This is a genomic window from Methanococcoides orientis, from assembly GCF_021184045.1.
Lineage (GTDB): Archaea > Halobacteriota > Methanosarcinia > Methanosarcinales > Methanosarcinaceae > Methanococcoides > Methanococcoides orientis.
This window is the reverse complement of sequence record NZ_CP073710.1, coordinates 275,199-297,432: the sequence shown is the minus strand read 5'-3', so window position 1 is coordinate 297,432 and position 22,234 is coordinate 275,199. Positions and strand designations below refer to the sequence as shown.

Genomic DNA, 22,234 nt, shown 5'->3' with positions numbered 1-22,234 from the left:
GTATATAACTATCAGCTAGTTAGCTTGAGTTTGAGTATTGCTTAATTGATCCTTTTATCAAATGCTCCTGAAATTCCGAAATATCTTTAATAATATCACTTGGTACAGGAGAATCTGATTTTTGAAGAATGTTCTCAAGATTAATTTTGGCCCTCTGAACTACATCGTTCCCACTATCCTTACTCCAGTCAGCAAATGAATGCTTTTCACTTATCTTAGGAGTGTAATATTCACGATACATCCATTCCCTCGTATGTTTGTGCTTGAGATAATTACCACCTGGACCAACACTCTTGATAACATCAACACCAATTCGCTCATCGTCTACTTGAATACCTTCCAGCATTCGATCCACCATCCCAACAACCTCATTATCAATAACTAATTGTTCAAGTGAGACCAAAGTTCCATTTTCAACTCCACCGGCACCTGTCAAATAATTCATACCACCCAGAGACGACAAAACCCATTGCATTGTTTTCTCATAACCAACCTGTTGATCAGGAACGTGTGAATCCGACATTGGATAAAAACCATTTGTAGGAATATCATAATAGTTACCCATCTGAGCAATGCATGCACCAAGTATGCCCATCTCGACCGCACCTGCAGAATAGATACCTGTACGCATATCCATAATAGTGTTATAGTGACCATACATCAGAGGAGCACCTTTTTTGATCAGATTTGAAAGTACCACACCTGCTAAAAATTCAGAATTGCTTTGAACCAGCATACCAGCAAGAGTAAGAGGACCTGTTGCACCACCGATTACACCAGGCATAAGTACCACAGGCAAACCCTCTTCGACTGATCTGAACAGGCTTTTTATTTGATCATCTGTGTAAGTCAAAGGCGAGAATGAATCAACAACGAACATCAAAAAAGGGTTCTTTTTTAACTTAGACGAACCCGAAGATACAATTTTACACATCTCAATGATGTTGTCCATATCAGTATCTGCATCAACCCCCCCGGTTATGTAGAACTCAATCGATTTTTGAGTATTCTTTAAAGTTTCCCCTAATATGACAGGAGTCATCACAGGACTCGGAACATCAGAAACTCCTGCCATTAAAGGAACAACTGAGTGGATGTTATCAAGATTCTCTGCAAGCAAAGCACCTTCTGCAACATCATTTAAGTTTCCATCACGAGGCAAATGTGTCTCGCGATCTATTATTCCATAGCCGGAAGAAGAAGATACATAAGACCTTCTTTTTTCAATCTTAAGGTTATATTTGGAATCAATACCATACAATTTAATAGAAGGACGGGTGAGCTTCAGGCATTCTTCCACAATATAACTTGGGAACTTAACAATAGAAGTTCTTCTATCTACATCACACCCAAATTCATCTAATTTGTCCAAAGCTTTTTTAGATTCGATCTTCAGACCGGTCTCATCCAACACTTCCAAAGAAGAGTAATGAATCTCTTCACATTCCTCATCGGAGAGGAATTTTAACTTACCATTCATGTTGCCTTTGAGACCTTTTAGCATAAACGATCACCTATAATAATTATTTTAAACTAACATACAATTTTGAGGTCAACCTTTATGCATCTTCTTTGATCTGGGAAATTACCTCATCCAGATCCTTCTCAAGATTGTACTTGCGCCTGAAATGTGTCAGCACATTGAAAACATCCCTCTCAAGAAGCTCATCTGCATGGGGATGCTCCACTGTAACATACTGAGGCCAGTCTATGAACTCCACACCTTCATCACTGACGAAGATATTGTACTCACTAAGGTCAGAATGTATTATTCCTTCAGAGTAAACGATCTTTATCTGGGAAAGGATCTCATCGAGAACCCATTCCGGTTCCAGAAGTCTGGTCTTTACAAGAATGCTTCCCTTTGCGGGAGCCATGACAATTGCATGTCTGTTGTGATCAAGAGGTTTAGGTATTGATATCTTGTCATATAATGTCTGCATGATATCATACTCCCTTTTGGCCGCAAGTCTGGCTGCGTATATCCAGGAGAAATGTTCACGGTCAACAAGGTGGTCACGCACTCTTTTTACGCGTTTAAAGCTAGTCCTTCCTTCCCTATGGAACTTGATGATAACAGGGATAGGATCTGCAATAGCTAACTCAGGTTCCTGAATAGCTTCATGAACCACTGATTCCTTGCCGACACCGATCTCATCACCTATGGCGCTGACGACTCCCCTTTTTACAAATGTGTTCAATGCAAGTGCATCATATCCGTCAAAATAGATCTGATAGCCCTCATAGGGGGTTTTCGTACCCACGACGATGTTTGACTTGTAAAGCTTAAAAAGCCTGTACTCAAGCTGTTCGAAAGAGAGTTTTGTATATTTACGGATCTCTTCGATAGGGACCCATTCATAATTTTTCATCCCGATCTCAATACCGGTCAGAATTCTGAGGTCCTTACTATCCAGTGTCCTGAAGAACTTGAGCACATCGTCTATCATCGGCAGTAATTGTCCTGAATATTAAAGAGCTTTGTGTTACCAGATCAAAAATGAGAAGAAAAACCTATGCCATCATGACATACGCTTTTTAGCATCTTCGACCTCACCGATGATGTCAGGATATTCACGGAAGACAGAAAGGATATCAAGAGCTGCCACAAGGTCCACAAGACCAATAGCACCTAAAACCTCACCATCGGCTGACCTGATAGGAACCACGACCACAGCTTTGCCTTTGTAGACACCCTCCATAGGAACTTTCCTGATGATCGTATTCTTTTCCAACACCTCTTCCAGAACAGGACCGGTATAATCTTCATCGATTATCTGACCCTTCTCCATTCGGATCCCATGGAAGCTCTTGCTTCGGATAGTAGTAGGGATACCAAGAAGCGAATGTACCGCTTCTGCAATTGGCTTAAGGTCTTCAGAAGTTGAATCCGGACAGATCTTTAAACACATCATATTATTACATCCCACCTGAAATTGAAACATTTAGTTATTTTGTTTTTAAGGTATTCCTAAAGGGTAAGACAATAGAAATATCTATTCATTCGCTTTTGTGTTTCATATTGGAAACATATTCGTAGGCACCAAACGCCGCAATAGAACCATCACTTACAGCAGTTATAACCTGACGCAGAATACCTGCCCTGCAGTCCCCGACTGCAAATATGCCATCCACTGATGTAGCCATTCTCTCATCTGTTATGATGAAGCCGGAAGCATCTTTTTCAACATCAACAAATTCAGTATTTGGCTCAATGCCAACATAGATGAAGATACCATCAATAGGAGTTCTCCATACCTCATCTGTAACGGTGTTTCTAAGTACGACCTCCCTTACAACGGAATCACCAATGATCTCTTCAAGGACAGTATTCCATGAGAACTCAACGTTGGGCTTCGCAAAAGCCCTGTCCTGAAGTATCTGTGATGCTCGAAGCGTATCTCTGCGATGTACAACACATACAGAAGCTGCAATATTTGAAAGGATCAATACATCGGTAAGTGCAGATTCACCTCCGCCCACAACGATCACATTGCGACCCTTGAAGAAAGGACCATCACAAGTAGCACAATATGAAACTCCTTTTCCGCGGAACTCTTTCTCCCCGGGAACTCCAAGGTGTCGGGGATTCGCACCTGTAGCTATTATGACACTAAGCGTTTCCAGGTCTCCTGAGTCCGTACTGATGATCTTACGATCACCCTCTGACCGGATCCCAAGGATCTCCCTGCTCTCAACTGCCACACCTGCTGCTTTTGCATGTTCGGAGAACTTATCCATCAGGTCCATACCACTTATGGAAGGAAAACCCGGATAGTTCTCTACTTCACCAGTGGTCGCTATTTGGCCACTGACAAATCCTTTCTCAAGAACGAGTGTGTTCAACCCGTAACGAACAGCATATATTCCGGCAGACAGGCCTCCGGGGCCGCCACCTACAATAATTAGATCGTATACCATTTTGAGCCACCTCATCAGGATATTTTCGAAAGAGCTTCTTCCTTGCCAGGGACGCCTATAAAAGCAATCTCACCATCGATTATAGTTGTTGGAACAGACATGATCGAATACTTTTCCGAGAGTTCGGCACCCTCCGGAGTATCATAATCTACCTCCTCATAGTCAAAGTCACGTTCCGATCTAAGATCATTCCAGAACTTTCTGGCAGCAGGACAAACATGACACCACGAAGCATGAATAAGAGTTACTTTTACCATAAACTACATCCCCTTGTTTGTTAAATAACAGAATATAATATGTAGCTCATCTTTTAAAAATACATACTAAAAAGTGAAAAATAAAAAGGTTTAGAAAAACCTTCCGCCTTCACTGAACATTAAGCCAGACAGGATCAAGCTGCCCGGAATATCGGGTACCAGCATACTCGAAAACGACCATAGGTTCTTCTATGGCAACCCAACCAGATATAGCCGGAGTTATACTCCATGTCTTCTTGACAGTCTCACCCGGACCAATGCTTCCAAATGATAATGCAGGCTTTTTAACTTTGACAGTTCCCGGGAAATTGGCAATTACTGTTAAGTTATCATAGGATTGCTGCGAGAAGTTCTTGATCCATATATCCACTGCTGCCTTTGAACCTGCAGAGTACTGATGAGCAGGTACGAATTTAATGAACTGTGCAAGAGCTTCTTTTTCCACCGGCACAGCAGTAGAAATATCCAGTACCGGAGTGCTGTCACCCCCGGACTTATCCTTTTTATTCAAGATAATACCTAGAGCCAACACAGCAACTGTTACCCCTGAAATTAGAGGAATATTATTGATGATCGGATCAACCGGTGTAGCGGGAACTTCTATATCTTCAAGCGTTTCAGAAGCAGATATCGGTCCATCAAGATCTACTTTTGTAATGACCCAGAGGGCACCCACTTTCTGGACCCTGAAGTATATCAGTTTCTGTTCTGTACCAGCAGCTTTGTTCTTTTCAAAATGCGTAACCTCACATACTGCAGTTGTATAACCAACATCTCCATCAACCACAGTATCCTTCAGTTCGAACTGTTTTATGGAATCAATTAGTATACCCCTGTTATTGAACTTGATCTCCAATGTCGCAGGAACAAGGAAATCTTTCCCTTCATAATAAGAAAATGCGGTATTAAGATCACCATTATTAAATGAAGTCAAAAATGAAGATATAGTCTCATTTACATCTTCATCGGAACTTGAACCCAGGCACCCACTACAAGTGACCAGCAACAAGGCAATGCACATTAATGTACAAAAAAATGTTTTTCCCAACACTACCACCATATGAAAATAACTCCTTGTATAACCTATGCATTTCTAAATATGCATACAACCAGATACAATTTTTACCACATTATTTTTAGATTAATAACCTGAAGGCAATATAATACACTAAGATAAATTAATGGCCAAAATAATAGAAATATTGATATTCACGGTTTTAAAAATAAAAAAGAATAAGGTGAATTAATTCACCTTATGCCTTGAGGGCAATGTTTGTGTCCAGACCAAAGGATGGTGCTGTAAACTTCGCAGTCGTTGATGAACCAGCTTCAGGAGTTAGTATTAGGCTGAATGTTGATCTTGGTTCAATTGTAAGCCCGGTATTATCGAGACTACCAGAAGATACAGTCAAATCACCAACAGCTGTGTTACCTGTTGCAGCATTGCCTACAGTAGAGATGTAGATCGTAACAAAATCTCCCTGGTTCATAATTGGACTATCCTGTGAGAATGACTCGTCATCATCCCTCATCTTCTCAACAGTGAAGAAGTACTTGCCGTTCTCACCGACACCAGTTGTATTGTTTGTGAGTAACTGAATTGTATTTGCAGAAGCGTTTGCAGATGAAGAGAAACCAGCCATGGCAGTACTATGTGTTTTATCATTACCAGCATAGACAAGATCATTTGTAGTCACACCATCAGTCACAGTAATGACAAACTGATTAAGGTCCATGGCAGAACTACCAATATTGAGTGCTACTTTGACCTTGAGAAGGTCAACGGTGTCAGAGAGCTCGGTACCATTACTGGACCTTACACCTTCAATGCTCTTGATCATCATGTTGGTTGATACTTCCTGAGCAGCTTGTGTACCAGTTGACTGTGCCCTATCCTGAAGAACACCAGATGTCTGGATCAATACCGCGGCAGCTACCGCAGCTACCAATACCATTGCGATGAAGATGATAAGTGTGCCTATACCTACTTGTCCACACTCATCTTTTCTCATCAGATGCCTGTTTGCTTTCATTTATTCATCTCCTCATAAGTTATATTTGATCATTGAATTATGATTATGTTATGTATTTTTCATTCAAATTCAGAGTTGAATGGTAAACTTTGAATCGTTTGGAATCCATTTTATGGAATTATCTGAATATCCCCGGTTGTCATTGAATTAAGGCTCAAGCCTGAATCCAGGACAAGTATCGAGGCATTTAAGTAATTGTTTTTATCCTTTCTAAAGCTTATAGCCCAAACAAACAATGCTACATATTACTTAAAGTTAATATTATTATAATCATTATGAGTCTGAAGAATATCGTATAAATACTCACCGGTTGGAGATTTCAAATAAACCTTTGCTTCAAACGTAAATGACTGGATTTTTTGTATAAGAAGTTCTCATATGATTAGAAAAGATGAATCGAAAGAATCCAGTACTACTTTTAAACACAGCAATTTGCATTGCTATCACAACTATGCATTTTAACCTTTGCAGCAATTATTACTAAAAAAGACATTCGGAAAGATAAAACAACCGTCACTACAGAATTGATATTAGTAGGTTAATTGCAACGATCGTATCTATTTTACAGTCTTGTGTAACCTAACTACCTACCCAAATAATTCAAAACAGACATGTCTGTACACTATGTAACAGCAATACTTGAGAATATATTATAATCCGCAAAACGTATATACAATAAGTATTATGTACATCATTAGACATCATTGTACACAAGTGGTTATTATGCATTCTGCAATACATAAAATTATAAATTCAACTGAAAATAGGGTTAAAAAACTTTATGAACTTAAAAATGATAGCATACCCCTAGATAATTCCACACCCAATACACAAAACATAATCAACTCAATATTATCAAAAAAACAGAAGGGAAAAGCTCCTATCATTTCTGAGGTAAAGCCAGCATCCCCATCAATGAAAATAAGAGATATAGATCCTACCGAAGCAAAGAGAATAGCCACAGAAATGGAAAAGGCCGGAGCTGTTGCGATCTCTGTTCTAACTGAACCTGAATTTTTTAATGGGTCCACTGATAACCTGACAGCGGTCAGGGAGAATATATCTATACCAGTCCTCAGAAAGGACTTTATAATTGACAAAGTCCAGTTCGATGAGGTTAAAAGTGATCTGATTCTGCTTATCGCAGGCCTTCTAAATGAGAAACTTGAAGATTTCATCATATATGCACGTTCAAAGGGATTCGAACCTCTGGTAGAAGTGCACAATGAAGAAGAACTGCTCAATGCACTTGATACCTCAGCAAGGATCATTGGAATTAACAACAGGAACCTTACAACAATGCAAGTGGACATTGCAACAACAGAAGAACTTATACCAATAATAAAAGAACACGATCGCATGAGCGGTACTGAACATCTCATAATAAGTGAAAGTGGAGTTCATACTGCAGATGATGTGAGAAGGATGATCTCAGCTGGTGCCGATGCGATACTCATTGGAACATCCATCGTGAAAAATGACGATATTTACAGCAAGACGAAAGAGCTTGTTGATGCTCTTGACTGAAATACAATTGACAATTAGGAGGAAATGAAATGAGTGGACCAAAGTATGGCAAGTACGGAGGACAATTTGTCCCTGAGATACTTATGCCCGCACTTGAGGAACTTGAGGAAGGATATGAAAAATATAAAAATGATCCAGAATTCCTGAAGGAACTGGATTATTACCTCAAGGACTTTGCCGGACGTGAGACCCCATTGTATTATGCAAAGAACATGAGCAAGAAATACGGTGTTAAGATCTACCTGAAAAGAGAGGATCTCGTACACGGTGGAGCACACAAACTGAACAATACCATCGGCCAGGCACTACTTGCAAAATACATGGGAAAAACAAGACTTGTAGCTGAGACCGGGGCAGGCCAGCATGGAACTGCAACGGCCATGGCAGGCACGAACATGGGATTCCAGACCCACGTATACATGGGAGCAAAGGATACCGTCAGGCAACGAATGAATGTTTACCGCATGGAGCTTATGGGAGCAGAAGTACATCCTGTAGAATCCGGTTCAAAGACGCTCAAAGATGCAATCAATGAAGCTTTACGGGACTGGGTCTCAAATGTAGAGGAAACTCACTACCTTATAGGTTCAGTAGTGGGACCACATCCATACCCAATGATGGTCAGGGATTTCCAGAGTGTGATAGGAAATGAGGTCAAACAGCAGATAATGGAGAAGGAAGGACGTTACCCTGATTCCATAGTAGCCTGCACAGGTGGTGGCAGTAATGCCATGGGAATCTTCCATCCGTTTGTTGAAGAGAAGGAAGTGAAACTTGTTGCTGTGGAAGCCGGAGGTAGCGGGATGAAACAGACAGAAGGTGCTGCACTCCACTCCGCATCACTTTCAGTGGGAGAAGATGGTGTCCTCCAGGGAGCTCGCACCCGTATCCTACAGGACAAACACGGACAGATCCTGGAATCAAGTTCGGTTTCTGCCGGACTGGACTATTCCGGAGTGGGGCCTGAACTGGCATATCTTGCAGATATTGGCAGGCTTACACCGCGCGTTGCAAATGATGACATGGCACTCAATGCATTCCATGAACTGAGCCTTATGGAAGGCATCATCCCGGCACTTGAATCCTCACACGCGGTTGCCCATGTCATGGAAGCAGCAGAGTCAGGAGAGCTTGGTGAACTTGTGGTTATCAACCTTTCAGGAAGGGGAGATAAAGACCTTGAAGCTGTTCGAAAGATCGACAGGGGTGAGTAAAATGCAATTATCTACTAAATTCAGTGAACTTAGTGCTAAGAAAGAAGCTGCTTTACTGGCATATGTTTGCGCAGGCGATCCAAATATTGAAGCAACACCAGCGATCGTTGATTCACTTATAAAAGGCGGTGCCGACATCATCGAACTGGGATTACCTTTTTCAGACCCTGTTGCAGACGGACCTACGATACAGGAAGCATCCGAAAGAGCACTTGCAGCCGGAATGAACCCTGACAGGTACTTTGAACTGGTTGCGTCCCTTGATGTTGATGTACCTCTTGTCTGCATGACATACTATAACCTGATATTCCAGCGAGGTCTTGACAAATTCGTGAAAGATTGTGTAAACTCCGGCATTAGCGGACTTATAGTACCAGACCTGCCTGCAGAGGAAAGTGAAGAACTTGCAAGATCATGTTCAACTAACGGTGTAGACCTGATCTTCCTGATAGCACCTGTTACTACAGATGAGAGAATAAAGATGATACTGGAAAAAAGTTCCGGCTTTGTTTACATTGTCTCAAGACTTGGCGTTACAGGAGCACGTTCAGAGGTTACCGATGCTACTGCACAGATACTTTCCAGGGTGAAGACCGACATACCAAAAGCTGTCGGATTTGGGATCTCGAACGGAGAACAGGCTTCAAAAGTTGTTGCAGCAGGAGCTGACGGCATCATCGTGGGATCTGCTTTTGTGGACATCGTCGCATCAGGAGAGAATGTTAACAAACGTCTTGAAGAACTTGCAAGCGATATTAAAAGCGGATGCAAGGTCTGAAAAATAGTAAAATTTGGTCAAGTATGCTATTATATAAAGGAATACAATCGAATATAATAAAATACAAAACTAAAAGAAAATTAAACAAAGAAGGTCCTTGATAAACTCAAAGACCTTTTTTCGTTAAGATTTCTTTTAAAGTGTCATTTTTAGGATCTTCTCATTCGAACAACTGGTCCACAAACCATTGCGGATCAAATTTCCTAAGATCATCATATCCTTGACCCATTCCAAGGAACAGGATCGGTTTTCCAGTGATATATGCGATGGAGATAGCTGCGCCACCTTTTGAATCTGCATCTGTTTTTGTCAGTATGGACCCATCGATAGGGACAGCAGCGTTGAACTGCTCTGCACGCTCTACAGCATCGTTCCCTGCAACGGCCTCATCAACAAAGATGATAAGATCAGGAGTGCTTACACGACAAACCTTTTCAAGCTGTGCCATGAGATTCACATTGGTGTGCATCCTGCCTGCAGTATCAGATAGAATGACATCCACATTGTGGGCCTTTGCATGCTGTACCGCATCATAGACAACAGCAGCGGGATCGCCGCCTTCCTGATGTTTTATCAGTTTTACGCCAATTCGTTCTGCATGGATAGCGATCTGGTCAATAGCCCCTGCCCTGAAAGTGTCACCTGCTGCAATGACAACAGAATATTTCATGTCTTTCAGACGTTTTGCCATCTTGGAGATCGTTGTGGTCTTACCGGTTCCATTGATGCCGATGAAAACTATATGAACAGGCTTATCAGCCTTTTCGATGTATTCGTCAAGATCGAAAACATTAGCAGACATCACATTATATATCGCATTCCTAAGAGCCTGCTCCACATGTTCACCAGTGTTACTTCCTATCTTTTTACGGCTGCCCACAAGTTCTGCTTTGACAGCTTCGACAATAGCTTCAGCAACGGTAATAGCAATATCACTTTCAAGCAATGCCATCTCCAGTTCCCAGAGGGAATCGCTGATATCACCCTCGTCCAGTATGACCTCACGCTCAAAAACAAGAGCTTTGGCCTTCTGGGCAAAACCTATCTTCTGCTTGAATGAGGGTTTTGATTCTGGCTGAGCCACAGGAGTAGTTGAAGTTTCCGGAGTGGTTGAAGCTTCAGGAGTAGAAGTTTTTTCCCCTAGAATGACGGACTCTTCGATAGGTTCGGCAACCAACTCTTCAGCTGGCACTTCAACAGATTCTACCACCGGCTCTTCAAGATCAACTGCTTTCTCATCGATCGTTTTTCCAATCGATTGCTTGAAACTACTGAGTTTATCCTTGAGTTTATTGAACACGCAAACTCATCCTTAAAAATAATAAAAATAAAAAAAGTATCAGAACTTCATGAACAGGATCACTGCGGACTTCTGTTACCAACCATAGATTCTATGGACTGGATACGCTGTCCGACCTGAGCAATTGATCCATTCAAGCGTTCAACTACCTTATTTAGCTCTTCTTTGCGCTGATTAAGGAGTTCCTTTGCTTCAGCAGGGGGTTTCTCCACACTTATGCCTGCACCAACACTTACAACAACCTTCTCGAGATTAGCGACATTTGCATGTACGAATGCACCGCCCCCAAGAGGAAGCATCGTGTTGATACTGCCGGAAACAGATTCAAGTTCCTCGAGAGTTCCTATTGCACGTGTGCACTCTTCGATGGACATCTGAACCATTCCCATCTGCTGCTGCAGAGATTCTGCCTGATTCTGGAGCTCGCGATGCTGAGATGCGAGATTCCTCACATCCTGCTCACTTAATTCTGACATGTGCTTCACGCCTCTACGATACTATCGATCTTGATCAATGATCTGTTAATATGATGTTTACTGCCGAAAGTGGAATACGTCTTTTCACGAGCATTCTTCTCGTTCTGGCTCTCAACGGTCTTAGTAAAATTTTCCCAAGAATGACCTGCTTTGAATGTGCCTTTGACAACATAATTCTGCATACGGAATCACCTGTTTTATAAATTAAATTTTAACAATAATATGATCAATCAAAGAACAGAGCATCCTCAATCCTACCTAGCTCATGTCCAGTTGTATTGGAACCTGCTACATACCCTTTCGAGTTGGCCAGTAATCCGGAACCTACGGCCTGTGAGCCATAATTTGTAGTTCCCACATCCACAGAAAGTCCGAACACTTCCTCAAGATGTGCAAGTTCCTCCTGCGTCACCATTGGGTGAACCAGAAGTCCCTTGTTAGTAGCTACGCCGGACATTCCAACCGTACCGAGGCCTGCAATTGTACCCCTATGAACATCCACACCAAGAACCCTTGATATAACTTCCATGGATCTGTCACTGATATCCGGATGCACCAGTGCAGCCGTATCATTTGCCAATATCACATTCCCAGTGGCAGTGAGCCTGTCTGGAAGCACTTCCACAGGGACATCAACGTCTTTGAGATCGTTGACACTAGCATCCCTGGATAGTAAAAAACCATTCGAGTTGCCCTTGGAAAGAGAGCCAACAACAGTACTGCCATTTACCAGTGTAGAGATGACCCTGACATCAAGCAGTTCTGCGATCATATCAATGGCCTTCTTAGTTGTACCAATAGGAACAACTGCCACATCCTCTGTGCATGTGGCAAAAACCCCTAGAACGGGATTGTCGTAAATGTTCACGGTTTTGATCATTATTGTCCTTTATACTTTTGTTGAATATTATCCATCATCGAAAGAAGGATCAGGCAAGTTCTGCCTGAACTTCCCCATCTTCGAACTTAGCTGCACGAATGCGTATTGAAGATGGTGGTTTCTGAGAACCTCTCTCCCAAACCTTGTGGTTGACGGAAGCATCGATCTTGATCTGTGAAGGTTCTGCCTTCATGTGTCTTACCAGATATTTTCTGATAAGTGAAATTGCCCTGCTGGAACGTTTCCACCTTGGTGCAAGCTTTGCCTGGCGTAGTGGAATTGTGTATATCTGTTCCTTTACCGCGTCTTCTGCCATTGTCATCACCTTACTTTACATCTAAACTATTTCTTCTCCAGTGTCTTCTCTTAGGGTGGCTAACAACTTGTCTGTTAGTCTTTATGATAACCCAGGTTGGAACGCGCTGATTCTGATTGTGCGCTTTTGCCAACCTTATTTTCTGTCCTTTTGTATTGTGGCTCACTTATCTCACCTGTGAATTGATTAATTGTAACGCCAATCTAAAAGATTTGCGTCTATAAATCGATTATCCTATAAATTATTAATCTATGTACGATAGATTCCTGCCTTCACATAACAAATTGCTTATTAAATTGCTTATCCAAAACATCGTCAGACCATCAGACACGCCTGATAACCCTCGATTGAACATGTTCCGGAAATATTTCAAGTACTTTTTCATCACCATATTGCTGCCTTATCAGTTCACGAAGCTCAGTTTCATAGTCTGCTTTTGCAATACTATCACTTTGACCTTCTTCGATAACCAGATATTGGCTCACCAGTAAATTAACTGCACTTCTACCATAGCCATGAAGAGGGCATATGTAACTTACACCGAACCGGTCCTCTATGCTTCGAACTTCTGCATCGGTCAGTTTTGGAACACGATCATCGCGCCTGACACCATCCGCGATCAGAGAGACCTCATCTTCCTTTGCAAGTGTCTCGATCACGGCCTTGTGTATGTGATTGATAGCGTTCCTTGGATAACCATCATCTATTATGATCTCCAAAGCGGATTCTAATATGCTTCTGTCAAGTTCCAGTACTCTGTGGGAATAACCCAACTCATCTGCGGCAACCTTTGCAACTTCCCCAACCGGTAGGATCGAGAAACTGCAGGTCACAAGTTCGACATCAAAGAAGGGATCAAGCAATATTGCCGATAGTGAACTATCTTTTCCTCCACTGAACAGTACCTGAGCTTTCATGTTCACATGCGTGTGATGGTTGGTTCACGTTTTTTAGGCTGCATCTGTGAAAGGAGCACTTTAAGCTTATCATCATCGATCATTGACTGTAAGCGACCACTTTGAGCAAGCATCACAAGCTGGGATTCAAGTTGCTCAGCCAGTTCCTTGCGTGATAGTTTCAGGCGAGTCAGCCTCTCACGCGCCTCCGGAGTCATGATCTGACGAAGGACCGCCTGGACCTGGGCATCCCTTTCAGCCTGTGCCTGTTCCTGCTGGTATGCAGCCTGGGCATCATTTTGCATCTGGGGAGCAGCCTGCTGTTGCTGCTGCATTTCAGCAAGTCTCTTTCTTCGGATAGCTTCAATATCGTCCACCATTACTTCATCACGTCCTTTCCGATTTAATTATAATGGCTCCAATGGAACCATCATATAGCAATTATTATGTGTCTGAGCAGGAGGGGAGATCAACTCCCTTAAACCCATTCAGTACTTTGCAAGCTCTGGAATTGTTTCGACAAGCTCGTTCTTGACCTCAACTGCCATATTGTCAAGCAGTGACTGGCCAGCAGGAGCAATTACTCTTCCGCTCTTCAACTTGCGGACAAAGCCTGCATTTTCGAGCTGCTGAGCTGCTTCCCTTGCGACAGAGCCGCTTCCTTTTGCTTTCTTGGAAGGGTTTGCGCCTCTCCTCTTCTTACCACCATAGACAGACCTTAATCTCTCCACGCCGATAGGGCCTTCCATGTAAATGGTCCTCATGATAGCTGCACAGCGGGTGTACCACCATTCATTATCAATAGGTGGTAATTCTTTGTGAACACCTGTCTTAACGTGAGCTGCCCATACGGGAGCATTGATCTGCTCGTTCTCTTTTAACTTCTCTGCCACCTTTGCAATAATATTTGCAGCAGGAACATCATATGCTGTAGTCATCTTATCCTCCTTGGAATGAAATGTATCGATTGGATTTTTATTTGTAGTTGATTTATTCAGTAAACTTGTTACCAGCAAGTATAATTATCTATCATAATGTGTGCATGGAAATAGGGTTGTAATTTATTGGTTAGTATATACGTGTTTCGGCAGCTTTCGCATATCCCACCATACACATGCACCCTATCATAGATAATAGAGCATTATTTCCTGAAAGTCTGCGCCCTGCCAGGTCCTACGGACACGTATTCAATAGGTACGCCCATCAATTCTTCAAGGCGCTCAACATAGTTGCGGGCAGCTTCAGGAACATCTGCATAGCTTTTGACTTCTGTTAGATCATCAGACCACCCAGGCATCTCTTCATAAACAGGTTTGCACCTGTCAAGATCGGAAGTATCAATAGGCGGATAATCCAGCTTTTTCCCATCAAGCTCATAGGCAACACATATCTTATTAATTTCAAGACCTGTTAGCACATCCAATTTTGTCAATGCAACACTTGTGTAGCCGTTCAGGAAGATCGCCTTCTTCAAAAGTGGGAGGTCGAACCAACCACATCTGCGGGACCTTCCGGTAGTAGTTCCGAACTCATGACCCACATCATGTAAATGTTTGCCTGCCTCATCATCAAGCTCTGTTGGAAGCGGACCTTCTCCGACCCTTGTAATATAAGCCTTAACAATACCCAGAACCTCATCCACCTTAGTAGGACCAACACCAAGATTTGCACATGCTGAACCTGCAATAGTGCTTGAAGAGGTCACAAACTTCTGCGTACCGTGGATAACATCAAGGTGAGTGCCCTGTGCGCCCTCAGCCATTACGTTCTTGCCATCTTCAATACCTTTGTTCACCTCATAGGAAACATCGGTAACATAAGGAGCTAATCTCTGACCAAGTTTCACATACTTATCAATAAGTTCCTTATCGGTGACAATTGAAGGATCACCACCGAGTTGCTTAATAGCTGCCTCTTTGGAAGGTGCCATCTCTGAAAGCCTGCTCAGGAGCTTTTCGGAGTCGACAAGGTCACCCATACGGATCTCATCCCTTGCGATCTTGTCCATGTAAGCAAAAGCAATGCCTCTCTTAGTAGTGCCGATCTTCTCCTTACGAGAAGATTCACGAAGAGCATCCTGCTCAATATGATATGGCATAATGATACTGGTCTTAGCATCGATACCAAGCTTATCAGAATGGACATCTACACCACCCTTTCCAAGCATATCGATCTCCTCTGCCAGAACCTCAGGGTTCAGGACAGTACCCGGACCGATCAGCACCCTTGAATCAAGTAAAAAACCTGAAGGTATCAAGTGTAACTTATAGACATCTTCGCCAACTGTTACCGTATGACCGGCATTGTCGCCACCCTGGAACCTGACGACAAGATCGTAGTCTTTTGAGAGCAGATCAACGATCTTTCCTTTTCCTTCATCACCAAACTGTGATCCTGTCAGAATAGTAAACATAGAGGGGGAAATTGCAGTTTATACATATAAAGCATTTGGCAACATTGGAGATTTTAAGAAAATTGGCATCGTTTTGCTACTGAAATAATAATTGACACAGAGAATGGGAACAATATTAGATCACTCATTCCAACTGAATATAAGTGTAAGTCAACAGTAAATTGTCCATTAGATGAAAAAATACCACCAACAGGTACTGTCAATTTCAAAGAATACTTCCAAAATACTATATGGTACAAACCATAAACATTATCAATATATTACTGACATATAAGATTCCGGGGAGCTTATATTGAATAATATAAATTTGAAAATACATTCTTCTGCCAAAATATATGGATCAAGCACCATAGGAGAAAATTCAGTAGTACTTGAGAACGTTATACTTGGATATCCGGAACATAAGATCCTCTCCCGAATAGTAGAGGACGATACCCGCATCGAAGATTCTGATTTTCAAGGATGCGAAATTGGACCAAACTCATTCATAAGACCAAATACAACGATCTTCAGTAATGTCAGGACAGGTAGCAATTTCAAGACCGGACACAACTGCATGATACGTGAGAACACCACCATTGGCAATAATGTCCTGATAGGGACCAACGTTATCATCGACGGAAATGTGACTATCGGGAATAATGTCAGTATACAAGGGAATGCCTATATCCCCACTAATGTAATGATAGAGGACAACGTCTTCATTGGTCCATGTGCAGTACTTGCAAATGATAAATATCCAATTCGTAAAGAATACAGGCCTGAAGGCCCCATCATTCGAAAAGGAGCATCAATTGGTGCAAATGCAACCATACTCCCGGGAGTTGAGATAGGAGAAGGTGCATTTATAGCAGGTGGGGCACTGGTGACACGTGAAGTCCCCCCATGGAAACTTGCAATCGGATGTCCCGCAAAGATAGAAGAGCTCCCAGAAGAGCTGAGATCCTTAAATAGCATCTAATTTAGCCCACCCCAGTTGATCTAATCAATCTAATCTAATCAGCCATTTGAATAATTCCAAACACACGAGGAATAAAATGATCCCAATAGCAAAACCCAATCTTGGCAATGAAGAGATAGAGGCAGTGTCCGAGGTGCTGGCTTCAGGAATTATTGCGGAAGGAAAGCGTGTTGCAGAGTTTGAAAGTGCTTTTGCAGAATTTATCGGAACAGAGCATGCGATCGCGGTGAACTCGGGGACAGCTGCTCTTCATGCCGCACTAATGGCACATGGAATAGGTAAAGGCGATGAGGTCATCACAACGTCCTTTAGCTTCATAGCAACTGGTAACAGTATCATGTATACCGGTGCAAGGCCAGTATTCGTAGATATTGAACCTGAAACGTTCAATATTGATACAAGTTTGATAGAGAAGAGTATAACCAAAGACACAAAGGCACTGATGCCAGTACACCTCTACGGCCATCCAGCAGAGATGAAGCAGATAAATGAAATTGCAGAAGATCACGATCTGACCATTATTGAAGATGCATGCCAGGCCCATGGTGCAACTTATCAAGGTAAGAAAGTAGGTTCCTTCGGAACAGGAGCGTTCAGTTTCTACCCTACAAAGAACATGACCACCGGCGAAGGCGGAATAATAACTACCAATGACAGCGAAGTTGCCAGAAAAGCCAGGATGATACGTGCACATGGTTCACAGGAACGTTACCTTCACGAAATGGTAGGCTATAATTTCAGAATGACCGATATTTCAGCTGCAATTGGTCTTGTTCAGCTCAAAAAGATCGATGGGTTCAACCTTAAGCGCCAGAAGAATGCACATATCCTTTCAGAAGGACTGAAAAGTACACGTGGCATTACCATTCCAACTATCAGGAAAGGATGTGAGCACATGTTCCACCAATACACCATAAGAGTGGAATCACGCGATGGTCTTATCAAAAAACTGACTGAGAATGGCATTGGTACAGGCATCTATTATCCAATACCAATACATATGCAGCCGACATATATTGAAGCGGGATACAATTACGATCTGCCAGTATGTGAAAAGGCAGCAAAGGAAGTGATCTCACTCCCGGTACACCCGGGTATTTTAGAGAACGACCTTAAACATATAATCAAAACTGTAATCGAGGGGGTCAAGTAAAATGATACGTGTAGGAGTTATAGGGGTTGGTGCTATGGGCCAGCACCATGTCAGGATCTACAAAGAAATGGAAGGAGTAGAACTTGTAGGAATATCTGATGTTGATAAGGAAAGAGCCGAAGAACTGGCAGCAGAATATGATGTTAAAGCTTATACCGATTATGAAAAACTCTTAAAAGAGAATCTTGATGCAGTAAGTATTGTTGTCCCAACTACACTCCACAAAAATGTCACATTAGATGCTATAAATTCAAATACGAATGTACTTGTAGAAAAACCCATTGCAGATACACTTGAAAATGCCGACATAATGATAGAAGCCGCTGAAAAAGCAGGAGTTATCCTTATGGTAGGACAGATCGAGAGATTCAACCCTGCAACTACAAAAATGAAAGAAATAATCGATAGCGGACTCCTTGGAAAGATAGTATCTATTTCCACAAAGAGAGTTGGCCCGTACAACCCGAGGATAAGGGATGTGGGAATCATCTTAGATCTTGGAGTACATGACATCGATGCTATATCCTATATGTACGGCAGCAATGCTACAGAAGTCTACGCTATTGCCGGCAAGGATATTCATTCAAAGGAAGACCACGCATCCATAATGCTTAGATTTGATGATGAACAGGCAGGCGTAGTTAATGTTAACTGGTTGACCCCACACAGAGTGAGAAAAATGGAAGTTATTGGAGTAAATGGGGTCGGATACCTGGACTATATCGATCAAACAGTTACAATACATGATGCTAAATGGATAAGAGATGCAAAGGTTGAGAAAGCTGAACCATTGCAAAAGGAACTCGAACATTTCATCAACTGTGTAGAGACAGGCGAGACGCCACTCGAATCAGGCATTGACGGAAAACATGCATTAAAAGTTGCACTCGCAGCCATAGGATCCTACAATAGGGGCGGCATAATAAAGATCGACTGAATTGGTCCAGCCTTAATGTGATTTTTTAGGACCTTTACCTTTTTTATTAAGTACAAAACCCTTGAAGATTATAATAAAGGCGACAATATACTTGAAGTTCCAACTCCAGATATGTTGAAACGGAGACTTCATTATTATATTAACCAAATCGGGAAGCAGGCAATATCTGCAATGTACTCCGGACAGACTTATTCTACTTTAGTGAATTTGTTGATCCAAGGCAAGTATAAATGATAAAAGTTTATTGACAGAGATTATGTATCTCTGCCACGTTTTGCAATCAGGACCATAAGCACAATAAAAAGTACCAAAGCCAAATTTTGGTCCAGGGTTTGATCTTCATAATCTTCAGATGCTGAATCCTCTAGAGAAACATCATCTGAGATTACACTTGAATCTGGAACTGCAGTTATTGCAAATGGTGAAAACCCTGGTGTTGAAGATTCAAAGTAAACATACTCATCTTGCTCACCTGCGATCATTGTTGGAAGAATATCCCATTTACCATCAGAATGCCTGTTCAACCTGATAGCAGAACTATTTACGCCGTTTGCCTCCATCCATGAACTTTCTACCTTGAAACCAATTGTCATAGCTTCAATGTTTGCAGGAGTTGCAAAGCCGTATTTGCCAACCCAAATGTTCATGTTCCGATAAACAAGACCCTCAGGATCATCCGAGACAAGAGCAGACCTCTCATTCAAAACTTCAATCGTTGTAGTTATAGAACCTGAATTTTTTAGTGGAGTGAAATTTACGTTCACAATAGGGTTCTCAGGAGATTTAAAAGTATAAGACACATTCATACCCTTATTAACCGTCCTTTCAGTAACATCTTTAAATTCAATATTCCCAAATTGCTCGCCTGAATCACCGGCACCTCCACCCCCACTACTTCCTGAACCAGCACTGTCAGTACTCCCTCCGGATGAAGACGTATCAGATATGCTCACCACAGCATTTCCCACAGTTATCGGGACTGCTGCCCCAGTGGAATTACTTACCACAACATTGGCCAATTGCAAGTTGGATTGACCAGAACCGGTTGTTTTAAAAACGATCGTTGCAAGTATTCCTGGACTCGTGACCTCATCTTTTCCCAAAATAACACTATGTGCATATATGATGGTCCCAGCTGAATTATCAACAGTACCTCCATCAAAAAAAGTGTTTCCGGTTTTGCTAAACAGATCACCCTCAGATACACTTTTCACATCAAGTACAGAACCATCAAAATAAAGATCAAACTGTGCCCCGGATATAGGCATGTCTGGCTCGACGTAGACATTGACAACAATTTCCGATCCCAATCCCACGGATTGGTTAGCCGGAGAAAGACTCACGCCTGTTTCTGCAGAGACCGGGCTCATGATAGCACATATTGATAGTACCAACATAAAAGCCATCAAGAAATATCTGGGCAAATTAGAATCAAGGATTTTTAGCTGACTAATCGTAAAACTATCTGGAACTATATTTTTATTGATCATATTGAGCACCACTTATAAGAAAAAATTAGTCCACTCTAACATATCTATCTGTTGATTGGAACCACTAGAAGAGAACTTTGAGTTTGAGTGGGGGAATATGTTGGTGGTACAATAGTTTATGTATTTGTGTTCAGGAATGGTCTCAATGTTCTCTCCTAAGGACAAAATATACTATAATTGCTTAATAGATAAACCTTTCCATAAATGAACGGGTTTTTTTAAAAAAGAAATTGATTTTCTAAAAATAACTTACTTATTGCTTGAAATATAATAATACATTTCGTGAAAATCAAAATTGAATCAATGCTTTTCCGGATAAAAACTTTTGCATATCGAATCCGGCAATACTTTCCTGCCAACTTTCCCTTTTTTCCTGCATTTACCTGCAGAGAAATAACGACATGAATTGCAGCAGTAGACCCGCTGTTCCAATTTGTCCCGGACAAACTTTTCGTGAAGATCGGCCTCACCCAATCCACGATGATATTTGTAATCATTCCAGTCAGCATAATATATCTGGCTGGTAAGTGTCGAAACTGCCGGAGGATCCCATTCACCATAGGTTGCACCGATCTCCAGAGCATTCGAAGTTATCTTTGGAGCTGATTCTTTTGAACCACTACTTAAAAGATCAATAATCTCTTCTTTTAACTCAAGAAATATTTCATCGTCAGGCTTTATTGCCAGTGCCCTGTTTATGTATGTTTTTGCACCTTCAAGGTTACCAAGACTTTTCAGGCAAAGTGAGATATTATAAAATACAGGATATGGTCGTGCCACAACACCTATGCTCAGGATCTTTTCATAGATATCTACAGCTTTCCTGAATTTTCGTTCCTGCTGCAAAAGAAGAGCCATATTGTTCAATGCGTGGACATTTTTAGGCTGCAGCTGCAAAGCCATCTTGAAGTAATGTTCCTTCCTTTCAGCATCCTTTTCAGATCTGCCGGAAGCAATGTACCTCTCAACGATCTTACTTACATCATCTTTTGCCATAGAATATCCTCATATCCCTCTTTTTTTCTGTACATACCAGCCCACAAGAGGTGGAACCCAGCATAGGTTTGCCACAATGGTCTCAAGGGCAGTAAATGTTTGGGTGGTCGGGCTGAAACCATATATGCGTAAAAGTAAAAGACCGACAGGTACGATAATAATTATTGCAAGGCTTGCGAGCATAACAGGATGATGCACATATCTATTGAACGCTCCGACCCAGTTACCTTCCTTTTTCTTCAGGAAAAGCATCCCGGAAATGTTTGCACCGATCTGGTCACTAAGTGCATAGAAGTAAGGGATATAGAAACCCTCAACACCATATACATTAACACCTGCAAGGCGACTGGCAATATCGATAATCCAGGGAATTGCCAATCCAAATAGCTTGCCCCAACCGTAGGCTTCTGCCATTGTACTCGCTCCACCAAGAAAGCGCTGACGAATCGAATAGATACCTTCCAGTATGCTTTCGCCTTCACCGGATAATGTCCTGACAAGCCATTGCCCCACAGGACTTGTCTGATAACCCTGCATATCAAGGAAAATACCTGCAATAAGTCCCAGGACGTATCCGGGAACAGTATACCTGATAAGTTCTTCAAAGCCTTCACTTTTAGGAAGTTCATCCTCATTACCCATACATTTGGAGAATGTTGCTTTTGTTAATTATAGATATGTAATAA

At 41.9% G+C, this 22,234-nt stretch carries 26 protein-coding genes; 6 read left to right on the top strand and 20 right to left on the bottom strand.

Going from position 1 to position 22,234, the window contains the following annotated elements; translation table 11 throughout:
* Positions 1-19: 19 nt before the first annotated feature.
* The 7 genes from J7W08_RS01665 to J7W08_RS01635 form a co-directional block, all read right to left on the bottom strand.
* On the bottom strand, positions 20-1,504 hold the full coding sequence (locus J7W08_RS01665) for a trimethylamine methyltransferase family protein (protein WP_233084938.1): 1,485 nt from the start codon (positions 1,502-1,504) through the stop codon (positions 20-22).
* 55 nt (positions 1,505-1,559) lie between these two features.
* On the bottom strand, positions 1,560-2,450 hold the full coding sequence (locus J7W08_RS01660; RefSeq protein WP_233084937.1) for a serine/threonine-protein kinase RIO2: 891 nt from the start codon (positions 2,448-2,450) through the stop codon (positions 1,560-1,562).
* Positions 2,451-2,522: 72 nt separating this feature from the next.
* A complete protein-coding gene (locus J7W08_RS01655) occupies positions 2,523-2,915 on the bottom strand; it encodes a DUF2111 domain-containing protein (RefSeq protein ID WP_233084936.1) in 393 nt (130 codons plus the stop codon).
* Between the two features lie 85 nt (positions 2,916-3,000).
* Positions 3,001-3,921: a thioredoxin-disulfide reductase gene (gene trxB / locus J7W08_RS01650; RefSeq protein WP_233084935.1), complete on the bottom strand. Its 921-nt coding sequence runs from the start codon at positions 3,919-3,921 to the stop codon at positions 3,001-3,003.
* 14 nt (positions 3,922-3,935) lie between these two features.
* On the bottom strand, positions 3,936-4,178 hold the full coding sequence (locus tag J7W08_RS01645) for a glutaredoxin family protein (RefSeq protein WP_233084934.1): 243 nt from the start codon (positions 4,176-4,178) through the stop codon (positions 3,936-3,938).
* Between the two features lie 109 nt (positions 4,179-4,287).
* Positions 4,288-5,226, bottom strand: a complete 939-nt coding sequence (locus J7W08_RS01640) for a hypothetical protein (protein WP_233084933.1) — start codon at positions 5,224-5,226, stop codon at positions 4,288-4,290.
* 205 nt (positions 5,227-5,431) lie between these two features.
* The gene (locus J7W08_RS01635; protein ID WP_048193910.1) at positions 5,432-6,211 is read right to left on the bottom strand and encodes a flagellin; all 780 of its coding nucleotides are present in this window, start codon (positions 6,209-6,211) and stop codon (positions 5,432-5,434) included.
* Positions 6,212-6,895: 684 nt separating this feature from the next.
* On the opposite strand from J7W08_RS01635, the gene J7W08_RS01630 reads away from it, so the two are divergent.
* The 3 genes from J7W08_RS01630 to trpA are packed head-to-tail and all read left to right on the top strand — an operon-like array spanning position 6,896 to position 9,730.
* Positions 6,896-7,738, top strand: coding sequence for an indole-3-glycerol-phosphate synthase (locus J7W08_RS01630; protein WP_310742514.1), 843 nt, complete (start codon positions 6,896-6,898; stop codon positions 7,736-7,738).
* A 29-nt stretch (positions 7,739-7,767) separates the two neighbouring features.
* The gene (trpB, locus tag J7W08_RS01625) at positions 7,768-8,952 is read left to right on the top strand and encodes a tryptophan synthase subunit beta (protein ID WP_233084931.1); all 1,185 of its coding nucleotides are present in this window, start codon (positions 7,768-7,770) and stop codon (positions 8,950-8,952) included.
* A 1-nt stretch (position 8,953) separates the two neighbouring features.
* Entirely contained in the window at positions 8,954-9,730 is a 777-nt protein-coding gene (gene trpA / locus J7W08_RS01620) for a tryptophan synthase subunit alpha (protein WP_233084930.1), read from the top strand.
* A gap of 160 nt (positions 9,731-9,890) precedes the next feature.
* Here the strand turns inward: trpA and ftsY are convergent, their stop codons facing one another.
* The 10 genes from ftsY to J7W08_RS01570 all read right to left on the bottom strand — a co-directional run bounded on the left by ftsY (position 9,891) and on the right by J7W08_RS01570 (position 16,011).
* On the bottom strand, positions 9,891-11,030 hold the full coding sequence (ftsY, locus tag J7W08_RS01615) for a signal recognition particle-docking protein FtsY (RefSeq protein ID WP_233084929.1): 1,140 nt from the start codon (positions 11,028-11,030) through the stop codon (positions 9,891-9,893).
* A 59-nt stretch (positions 11,031-11,089) separates the two neighbouring features.
* Positions 11,090-11,506, bottom strand: a complete 417-nt coding sequence (gene pfdA / locus J7W08_RS01610; protein ID WP_233084928.1) for a prefoldin subunit alpha — start codon at positions 11,504-11,506, stop codon at positions 11,090-11,092.
* Positions 11,507-11,511: 5 nt separating this feature from the next.
* A complete protein-coding gene (rpl18a, locus tag J7W08_RS01605; RefSeq protein WP_048193904.1) occupies positions 11,512-11,688 on the bottom strand; it encodes a 50S ribosomal protein L18Ae in 177 nt (58 codons plus the stop codon).
* 44 nt (positions 11,689-11,732) lie between these two features.
* A complete protein-coding gene (locus J7W08_RS01600; protein ID WP_233084927.1) occupies positions 11,733-12,386 on the bottom strand; it encodes a translation initiation factor IF-6 in 654 nt (217 codons plus the stop codon).
* Positions 12,387-12,435: 49 nt separating this feature from the next.
* Positions 12,436-12,702: a 50S ribosomal protein L31e gene (locus J7W08_RS01595; protein WP_048193902.1), complete on the bottom strand. Its 267-nt coding sequence runs from the start codon at positions 12,700-12,702 to the stop codon at positions 12,436-12,438.
* Between the two features lie 10 nt (positions 12,703-12,712).
* Complete coding sequence (locus J7W08_RS01590) at positions 12,713-12,868, bottom strand: 50S ribosomal protein L39e (RefSeq protein ID WP_082087259.1); 156 nt, start codon at positions 12,866-12,868, stop codon at positions 12,713-12,715.
* Between the two features lie 157 nt (positions 12,869-13,025).
* Positions 13,026-13,619 carry a DUF7411 family protein gene (locus J7W08_RS01585; RefSeq protein ID WP_233085716.1) on the bottom strand — a complete coding sequence of 198 codons (594 nt, stop codon included), beginning with the start codon at positions 13,617-13,619 and terminating at the stop codon, positions 13,026-13,028.
* 2 nt (positions 13,620-13,621) lie between these two features.
* A complete protein-coding gene (locus J7W08_RS01580) occupies positions 13,622-13,978 on the bottom strand; it encodes a DNA-binding protein (protein WP_048193900.1) in 357 nt (118 codons plus the stop codon).
* Between the two features lie 108 nt (positions 13,979-14,086).
* A complete protein-coding gene (locus tag J7W08_RS01575; RefSeq protein WP_048193899.1) occupies positions 14,087-14,536 on the bottom strand; it encodes a 30S ribosomal protein S19e in 450 nt (149 codons plus the stop codon).
* 203 nt (positions 14,537-14,739) lie between these two features.
* Positions 14,740-16,011 (bottom strand): adenylosuccinate synthase, encoded by a 1,272-nt coding sequence (locus J7W08_RS01570; RefSeq protein WP_233084926.1) that lies wholly within the window; start codon positions 16,009-16,011, stop codon positions 14,740-14,742.
* Positions 16,012-16,303: 292 nt separating this feature from the next.
* On the opposite strand from J7W08_RS01570, the gene J7W08_RS01565 reads away from it, so the two are divergent.
* From J7W08_RS01565 to J7W08_RS01555, 3 genes are all read left to right on the top strand, one after another.
* A complete protein-coding gene (locus J7W08_RS01565) occupies positions 16,304-16,972 on the top strand; it encodes an acyltransferase (RefSeq protein ID WP_233084925.1) in 669 nt (222 codons plus the stop codon).
* A gap of 76 nt (positions 16,973-17,048) precedes the next feature.
* A complete protein-coding gene (locus J7W08_RS01560; RefSeq protein WP_233084924.1) occupies positions 17,049-18,125 on the top strand; it encodes a DegT/DnrJ/EryC1/StrS family aminotransferase in 1,077 nt (358 codons plus the stop codon).
* 1 nt (position 18,126) lies between these two features.
* Positions 18,127-19,062 carry a UDP-N-acetylglucosamine 3-dehydrogenase gene (locus tag J7W08_RS01555; protein ID WP_233084923.1) on the top strand — a complete coding sequence of 312 codons (936 nt, stop codon included), beginning with the start codon at positions 18,127-18,129 and terminating at the stop codon, positions 19,060-19,062.
* A 254-nt stretch (positions 19,063-19,316) separates the two neighbouring features.
* On the opposite strand, the gene J7W08_RS01550 is transcribed toward J7W08_RS01555, so the two are convergent.
* From J7W08_RS01550 to J7W08_RS01540, 3 genes are all read right to left on the bottom strand, one after another.
* On the bottom strand, positions 19,317-20,459 hold the full coding sequence (locus J7W08_RS01550) for a PGF-pre-PGF domain-containing protein (protein WP_233084922.1): 1,143 nt from the start codon (positions 20,457-20,459) through the stop codon (positions 19,317-19,319).
* A gap of 393 nt (positions 20,460-20,852) precedes the next feature.
* Complete coding sequence (locus J7W08_RS01545; protein ID WP_233084921.1) at positions 20,853-21,548, bottom strand: tetratricopeptide repeat protein; 696 nt, start codon at positions 21,546-21,548, stop codon at positions 20,853-20,855.
* Between the two features lie 9 nt (positions 21,549-21,557).
* Complete coding sequence (locus J7W08_RS01540; RefSeq protein ID WP_233084920.1) at positions 21,558-22,190, bottom strand: hypothetical protein; 633 nt, start codon at positions 22,188-22,190, stop codon at positions 21,558-21,560.
* Positions 22,191-22,234 lie beyond the last annotated feature (44 nt).

Excerpts from the sequence above, each read along its gene's own strand:
- J7W08_RS01665 (WP_233084938.1), bottom strand. The coding sequence starts at position 1,504 with ATGCTAAAAGGTCTCAAAGGCAACATGAATGGTAAGTTAAAATTCCTC.
- J7W08_RS01660 (WP_233084937.1), bottom strand. The coding sequence starts at position 2,450 with ATGATAGACGATGTGCTCAAGTTCTTCAGGACACTGGATAGTAAGGAC.
- J7W08_RS01655 (WP_233084936.1), bottom strand. The coding sequence starts at position 2,915 with ATGATGTGTTTAAAGATCTGTCCGGATTCAACTTCTGAAGACCTTAAG.
- trxB (WP_233084935.1), bottom strand. The coding sequence starts at position 3,921 with ATGGTATACGATCTAATTATTGTAGGTGGCGGCCCCGGAGGCCTGTCT.
- J7W08_RS01645 (WP_233084934.1), bottom strand. The coding sequence starts at position 4,178 with ATGGTAAAAGTAACTCTTATTCATGCTTCGTGGTGTCATGTTTGTCCT.
- J7W08_RS01635 (WP_048193910.1), bottom strand. The coding sequence starts at position 6,211 with ATGAAAGCAAACAGGCATCTGATGAGAAAAGATGAGTGTGGACAAGTA.
- J7W08_RS01630 (WP_310742514.1), top strand. The coding sequence starts at position 6,896 with ATGTACATCATTAGACATCATTGTACACAAGTGGTTATTATGCATTCT.
- trpB (WP_233084931.1), top strand. The coding sequence starts at position 7,768 with ATGAGTGGACCAAAGTATGGCAAGTACGGAGGACAATTTGTCCCTGAG.
- trpA (WP_233084930.1), top strand. The coding sequence starts at position 8,954 with ATGCAATTATCTACTAAATTCAGTGAACTTAGTGCTAAGAAAGAAGCT.
- pfdA (WP_233084928.1), bottom strand. The coding sequence starts at position 11,506 with ATGTCAGAATTAAGTGAGCAGGATGTGAGGAATCTCGCATCTCAGCAT.
- rpl18a (WP_048193904.1), bottom strand. The coding sequence starts at position 11,688 with ATGCAGAATTATGTTGTCAAAGGCACATTCAAAGCAGGTCATTCTTGG.
- J7W08_RS01600 (WP_233084927.1), bottom strand. The coding sequence starts at position 12,386 with ATGATCAAAACCGTGAACATTTACGACAATCCCGTTCTAGGGGTTTTT.
- J7W08_RS01595 (WP_048193902.1), bottom strand. The coding sequence starts at position 12,702 with ATGGCAGAAGACGCGGTAAAGGAACAGATATACACAATTCCACTACGC.
- J7W08_RS01585 (WP_233085716.1), bottom strand. The coding sequence starts at position 13,619 with ATGAAAGCTCAGGTACTGTTCAGTGGAGGAAAAGATAGTTCACTATCG.
- J7W08_RS01580 (WP_048193900.1), bottom strand. The coding sequence starts at position 13,978 with ATGGTGGACGATATTGAAGCTATCCGAAGAAAGAGACTTGCTGAAATG.
- J7W08_RS01575 (WP_048193899.1), bottom strand. The coding sequence starts at position 14,536 with ATGACTACAGCATATGATGTTCCTGCTGCAAATATTATTGCAAAGGTG.
- J7W08_RS01570 (WP_233084926.1), bottom strand. The coding sequence starts at position 16,011 with ATGTTTACTATTCTGACAGGATCACAGTTTGGTGATGAAGGAAAAGGA.
- J7W08_RS01560 (WP_233084924.1), top strand. The coding sequence starts at position 17,049 with ATGATCCCAATAGCAAAACCCAATCTTGGCAATGAAGAGATAGAGGCA.
- J7W08_RS01555 (WP_233084923.1), top strand. The coding sequence starts at position 18,127 with ATGATACGTGTAGGAGTTATAGGGGTTGGTGCTATGGGCCAGCACCAT.
- J7W08_RS01550 (WP_233084922.1), bottom strand. The coding sequence starts at position 20,459 with ATGTTGGTACTATCAATATGTGCTATCATGAGCCCGGTCTCTGCAGAA.
- J7W08_RS01545 (WP_233084921.1), bottom strand. The coding sequence starts at position 21,548 with ATGGCAAAAGATGATGTAAGTAAGATCGTTGAGAGGTACATTGCTTCC.
- J7W08_RS01540 (WP_233084920.1), bottom strand. The coding sequence starts at position 22,190 with ATGGGTAATGAGGATGAACTTCCTAAAAGTGAAGGCTTTGAAGAACTT.